A 6,011-nucleotide genomic window follows, 5' to 3' on the forward strand; every position below is an offset into this window, starting at 1 on the left:
CAGGTGCGCGCAGCGCAAGGCGGCGTCGCGACGGCATACCGGGCGTCTTCCGAGCGGCGCCAACGCCGCGATGGGTGTGCCTGGGCCGCGCAGACCCGGGACGAACTTCCGGAGACGACCACTAGCGCCGACTCGGCGTTTGTGGGGCCTGCACTTCTGCCGACTCGGCGTCTCTGAGAGCCGCACTTGTGCCGACTCGGCATGTGGGGCTGGTGCTGGAAGAATGGGTGACATGACCGCCCCGCTGCCCGCCTCGACCGACGTACTGGTCGTGGGCGCGGGGCCGGCGGGGTCGGCGGCCGCCGCCTGGCTGGCCCGGGCCGGCGTCGAGGTGCTGCTCGTCGACATGGCGGTCTTCCCCCGCGACAAGACCTGCGGCGACGGGCTCACCCCGAGGGCGATCCACGAGCTGAGCCGGCTGGGCCTGGAGGACTGGCTGCGTGCGCACCCGGTCAACACCGGCCTGCGCGCTCACGGCTTCGGACAGACCCTGGAGCTGCCCTGGCCCGGGGGCACGCTGCCGAGCTGGGGAAGCGCGGTGCCCCGCACCGAGCTCGACGACCACCTGCGCACCACCGCGATCAAGTCCGGCGCGTCGGCGGTCGACGGCTGGAAGGCGGTCGACGCGACGGTCGCGGGAAGCCGGGTCGTTGGCGTGACGTTCAAGACCGGCGACCAGACGTCGTACGTCGCCTGCAACCGGCTCGTGGTCGCCGACGGGGTTCGCTCGCCGCTAGGCAAGGTGCTGGGCCGTGAGTGGCACCGCGACACGGTCTACGGCGTCGCGGGCCGCTCCTATGTGACCAGCAGCCGCACCGACGACCCCTGGATCAGCAGCCATCTGGAGCTGCGTGGCGAACGGGGCGAGGTGCTCTCCGGCTACGGCTGGGTCTTCCCGCTCGGCACCGGTGAGGTCAACCTCGGCGCGGGCACGCTGGCCACCGCCAAGCGCCCCGCTCGCCAAGGAATGGGGCAGAGCGCCATCAAGCCGCTGATGCGAATCTACGCGGAGACCATTCGCGAGGAGTTCGGCATCGAGGGCGACCTGCGCGCCGAGGCCTCCGCGCTGCTGCCGATGGGTGGCGCCGTCACTGGCGTCGCCGGGCGCAACTGGGCGCTGATCGGTGACGCCGCCGGCTGTGTCAACCCGCTCAACGGCGAGGGCATCGACTACGGCCTGGAGACCGGCCGGTTGGCCGCCGAGACGCTGCAGCAGCACGACGACCTGGCCGAGGTCTGGCCGGCGCTGCTGCGGGAGCACTACGGCGAGGCGTTCTCCGTCGCCCGCCGATTGGCCGGCATCGCCACCAACCCTCGGCTCGTCGCCGCGCTCGGCCCGATCGGGATGCGCTCGGACTGGCTGATGACGCTGGCACTGCGCTGGATGGGCAACCTGGTCACCGACGAGGACCGCGACCGCGCCGCCCGGGTCTGGCGCTGGGCGGGCCGTCGCTCGCTGGCCAGGGATCACCGGAGGCCGTTCTTATGAGGTCGCGCCGGGCCCAGCGGCTGCCCCGGGTGCAGCGCGTCGCGGCGTACGCCGTCATCCTCAGGGATGACCAGATCCTGCTCAGCCGGCTCGCGGACACGCTGACGACCTCCCCGCTCTGGACGCTGCCCGGCGGCGGACTCGACCACGGTGAGGACCCGCGCGCGGCGGTGGTGCGAGAGGTCTACGAGGAGACCGGCCTCGAGGTGACCATTGGCGAGACCGCCTGGGTGCTCTCCGCGCACCGCGCCAACACCTGGCGCCGCGGCCGCAACGTCGACGCCCACGCCCTCCGCATCGTGTACGACGGCTGGGTGGCGGTCGACGCGCCCGAGCCGCACACCATCGAGGTGGGCGGCTCGACCGCCGAGGCGGCCTGGCTGCCGCTGGCCGATGTGCTCGACGGCACTGTGCCGACGCTGCCGCTGGTGCGCGAGGCGCTCGCCCAGCACCGGGTGACCCGGGTGCAGCGGGTGGCCGCCTATGCGCTGGTCATCCGGCAGGGCCTGGCGGGGGAGGAGGTGCTGCTGACCCGGATCGCGCCGCACGCGGTGCACGGCGGCAAGTGGCACCTGCCCGGCGGTGGGCTGGACTTCGGCGAGAGCCCGCGCGACGGCCTGGTGCGCGAGGTGCGCGAGGAGACCGGCCTGGCGGTCGAGGTGCGCGAGCCGCTTGCGGTCCACGACATCTCGCTGACCGGCACCGCCCCGCACGGACGCCGCGAGGAGTTCCACGGCATCCACCTGATCTTCGCCGCCAGTGTCACCAGTCGGCAGGAGCCCCGGGTCGTCGAGGTCGACGGCACCACCGATGCGGCCGCCTGGGTGCCGTTGGTCGAGGTCGACCAGCTCGACGTCACCGACGCCGTGAAGGCGGCGCTGGAGGCGCGCTGACGAGCCGGCATCAGTTTGCGTCCGGTCAGCGGTCTTCAGGTGTCAGTTTGCGTCTGCTCACCGGGGTTTGGGTGTCAGTTTGCGTCTGCTCACCTGGTGGCCACCACGAGCTCCTGACTCGCCATCTGGGAGAATGGCGGATGTGACCGCCGTTGCCGTTGACCTCGCCGCCGAGCTGCGGAGTCGGGGCATCGGCGAGGTCGACGACTCGACCCTGGCCCGGGCGCTGTACTCCTCGGACGCCTCGCTCTATCGGGTCGTCCCGCGGGTGGTGGTCAGGCCGCGGGCGACCGAGGAGCTGGTGGCTCTACATGCCGCCTCCCGCGAGCTGGGGGTGCCGTTGACGCTGCGGGGCTCGGGGACCTCGATCGCCGGCAACGCGGTCGGACCGGGGATCGTGGTGGACACCCGGCGGCTGGACCGGGTGCTCTCGATCGACCCCGAGGCGCGTACGGCGGTGATCGAGCCGGGCGTGGTGCACGCGGATCTGCAGCGGGCGGCGGCGCCGTACGGGCTGCGGTTCGGACCGGACCCCTCGACCCACACCCGCTGCACCATCGGCGGAATGATCGGCAACAACGCCTGCGGCTCGCGGGCGCTGGGCTATGGCCGCACCGTGGACAACGTCGAGTCGCTACAGGTTGTCTTCGGCAACGGCGAGATAGCTCGGTACGACGGAGGGGCGTTCTCCGGGGAGACCGGAGCGCGGCTGGCGGCGCTGGCCGAGGGACAGCTGGCCCATCTGCGCACCGAGTTCGGCCGGTTCGGGCGGCAGGTGTCGGGCTACTCCCTGGAACATCTGCTGCCCGAGCGGCGGCGACTGGATCGGTTCCTGGTGGGCACCGAGGGCACCCTGGCCACCGTGCTGGAGGCGACGGTCCGGCTGGTCACCGACGAGCCCGGCCGGCTACTGCTGGTGCTCGGCTATGCCACGATGGCCGACGCCGCGGACGCGGTGCCGGCCCTGCTCTCGGCCGCGCCCGGCCGGCTGATCGCCTGTGAGGGCATGGACGCCCGGATCGTCGACCTGGTCCGCGCCAAGGGCGGCTCGGTGCCCGAGCTGCCGCAGGGCGCCGGCTGGCTGATGGCCGAGGTAGCCGGCGAGGACGGGCCGGACCTGCTCGCCAAGCTGCTCGCCGTCGGCTCTCACCTGGACGCCCGACTGGTGGAGGACCCGGCCGAGGCGGCAGTGCTGTGGCGGATCCGCGAGGACGGCGCGGGCCTGGCCGGCCGGTCGCTGCCCACGCCGGCCTACTCCGGCTGGGAGGACGCCGCGGTGCCGCCGGAGCACCTGGGCGCCTGGCTGCGCGACTTCGAGTCGCTGCTGGTCGACTTCGGGCTGCAGGGCGTGCCCTACGGCCACTTCGGCGACGGCTGCATCCACTGCCGCATCGACTTCCCGTTCGCGCCCGGGGACCCCGCCTCCGCACGAGTCTTCGGTGACTTCATGACCGCCTGCGCCACCAAGCTGCGGGACTACCGTGGCACGCTCTCGGGCGAGCACGGCGACGGCCGGGTGCGCTCGGAGCTGCTGCCGCTGATGTACGACGCCACCTCCATCGACCTCTTCAAGGCGGTCAAGGAGATCTGCGACCCCGAGGGGCTGATGAATCCGGGCGTGATCGTGGACCCGGCGCCGCTCACCTCGGATCTGCGGCCGGTCCGGCCCCGGGCACGCCCGAACGCGGGGCTGCGGCTGCTCCACGACGACGGCGACCTCGGCGCGGCGGTGCACCGCTGCACCGGCGTCGGCAAGTGCGTCGCCCCGCACACCGCGGGGGTGATGTGTCCGTCGTACCTCGCCACGAAGGACGAGAAGGACTCCACCCGCGGCCGCTCCCGGGTGCTGCAGGAGGCCCTCGACGGTGGCCTGGTGCACGGGCTCGCCGACCCGGCGGTCGCCGGCGCGCTCGACCTGTGCCTGGCCTGCAAGGGCTGCTCCACCGACTGCCCGTCCGGGATCGACATGGCGACCTACAAGGCCGAGTCGCTGCACCAGGCCTATCGGGGCAAGCGGCGTCCCCGCTCCCACTACACGCTGGGCCGGCTGCCGAAGTGGGCCCGGCTGGCCGCCCCGGTGACGGGCGTCGCCAACGCCTCGTTGCGCGTCGGGCCGCTGGCGCGGCTGGCGAAGAAGACCGCTGGCATCGACCAGCGCCGCTCCATCCCGAGGTTCGCGCCCAAGACGCTACGGCGCGCCGCGGCGACCGCGCGGCTGCGGGACGTGGGGGCCGACACCCGGCCCGACGTGTGGATCTGGGCCGACTCCTTCACCGACCACTTCTTCGCCCGCTCCGCGCTGGCCGCGATCCGGTTCCTGGAAGCCCGGGGTCTGCGGGTCAGGGTGATCAAGGACGACGCCTGCTGCGGCCTGACCTGGATCACCACCGGCCAGCTCGACCGGGCCCGCGCCATCACCGAGCGCACCGCCCGGACCCTGGCGCCCTATGTCGCCTCGGGAGTGCCGGTGATCGGCCTGGAGCCCTCCTGCCTGGCCACGCTGCGCTCGGACTCACTCGAGCTCACCGCGATCCCCGAGGCCCGCACCGTGGCCGAGGGCATCCTCACCTTCGCCGAGCTCGTGACCCGGCTGGAGCTGCCGCTGCCCGACCTGACCGGCGTCGAGGTCGTCGCCCAACCGCACTGTCACCACTCCGCCGTCCTCGGCTGGGCCGCTGACGAGGCACTCCTGCGCAAGGCCGGCGCCACCGTGACCAAGGTCGCCGGCTGCTGCGGCCTGGCCGGCAACTTCGGCGTCGAGCAAGGCCACTACGAGGTTTCCGTCGCCATCGCCGAGACCCACCTCCTCCCCGCGGTACGCTCCCACCCCGACGCCGTGATCCTCGCCGACGGCATGTCCTGCCGAGTCCAGCTCGACGACCTCGCCCAGGTGCCCACCCAGCACCTGGCCGAGCTGCTCGCCTCCCGGCTCTGAGGACTCGCTCTTAGCCTCGATCCGCGGACTCGGTGCCAGATAGGCCAAAAGCCGTCCACAGCAGCGGTCCCGGACCGAGTTGTCCACAGGCCCGAGAACGCCGGTTAGGACGCCCGGCGTCGCTGGGCAGGCTTCGGGACATGACTCCCTATGCACCCCTGATCCGGACCCAGGCCGACCTGCTGGACTTCTGGATCGCGATCTGCCACCCGCTGGGATGGTCGCGCCGCGACCTGTGGTTCTGCGTCCTGGGCGAGGATCTGCGGCCCACGCCGCTGATGACCCAGATCGAGGACCTGCCGGACGAGCCGGACCCGAGGACGGTCGACAACCTCGGCCGGATCTGGCAGCAGCTGCTCGGCGAGAGCGCCGGCCAGATCGCGGCGCTTCAGTGCCGGCCCGGCCCGCCGCCACTGACACCGGTCGACCGGGCCTGGGGCCGCGCCATGACCGCGACCGCGGCCGGTCATGGCGTCCCGCTCGCCGTCCTCCACGTCGCCTCCGACGAGGAGATCGTCCCGCTGCCCGCCGACGAGATCGGCGTCTGCCCGGACTCGCCGCGAGGCCGAGAACGTGTCTAAGAAGCCCTGACCTACTGCGCGACGCCCCACACAGCGGCTCGCGGCGGCGCCGAAACTCACGAGACAACCCCGGTATCGCTCGTTTCGGCGCCTTGCGCCCCACTGCGTGGGAC

General features: G+C 72.8%; 4 protein-coding genes. All 4 read left to right on the forward strand.

All coding sequences use genetic code 11. The annotated features are described in order from the left end of the window. Window positions 1-232: 232 nt before the first annotated feature. The 4 genes from QM595_RS17755 to QM595_RS17770 all read left to right on the forward strand — a co-directional run bounded on the left by QM595_RS17755 (window position 233) and on the right by QM595_RS17770 (window position 5,898). Window positions 233-1,489, forward strand: coding sequence for a geranylgeranyl reductase family protein (locus tag QM595_RS17755; protein ID WP_415172911.1), 1,257 nt, complete (start codon window positions 233-235; stop codon window positions 1,487-1,489). After that, the gene (locus tag QM595_RS17760; protein ID WP_415172912.1) at window positions 1,486-2,382 is read left to right on the forward strand and encodes an NUDIX hydrolase; all 897 of its coding nucleotides are present in this window, start codon (window positions 1,486-1,488) and stop codon (window positions 2,380-2,382) included. Before QM595_RS17755 ends, QM595_RS17760 begins: the two co-directional genes overlap by 4 nt. A gap of 133 nt (window positions 2,383-2,515) precedes the next feature. Continuing rightward, on the forward strand, window positions 2,516-5,317 hold the full coding sequence (locus QM595_RS17765) for an FAD-binding and (Fe-S)-binding domain-containing protein (RefSeq protein WP_415172913.1): 2,802 nt from the start codon (window positions 2,516-2,518) through the stop codon (window positions 5,315-5,317). 140 nt (window positions 5,318-5,457) lie between these two features. Further along, a complete protein-coding gene (locus QM595_RS17770; protein WP_415172914.1) occupies window positions 5,458-5,898 on the forward strand; it encodes a hypothetical protein in 441 nt (146 codons plus the stop codon). The last annotated feature ends 113 nt before the right edge of the window (window positions 5,899-6,011 follow it).

Origin of the sequence: Nocardioides sp. (genome assembly GCF_047607185.1) — a bacterium.
Classification (GTDB): Bacteria; Actinomycetota; Actinomycetes; order Propionibacteriales; family Nocardioidaceae; genus Nocardioides.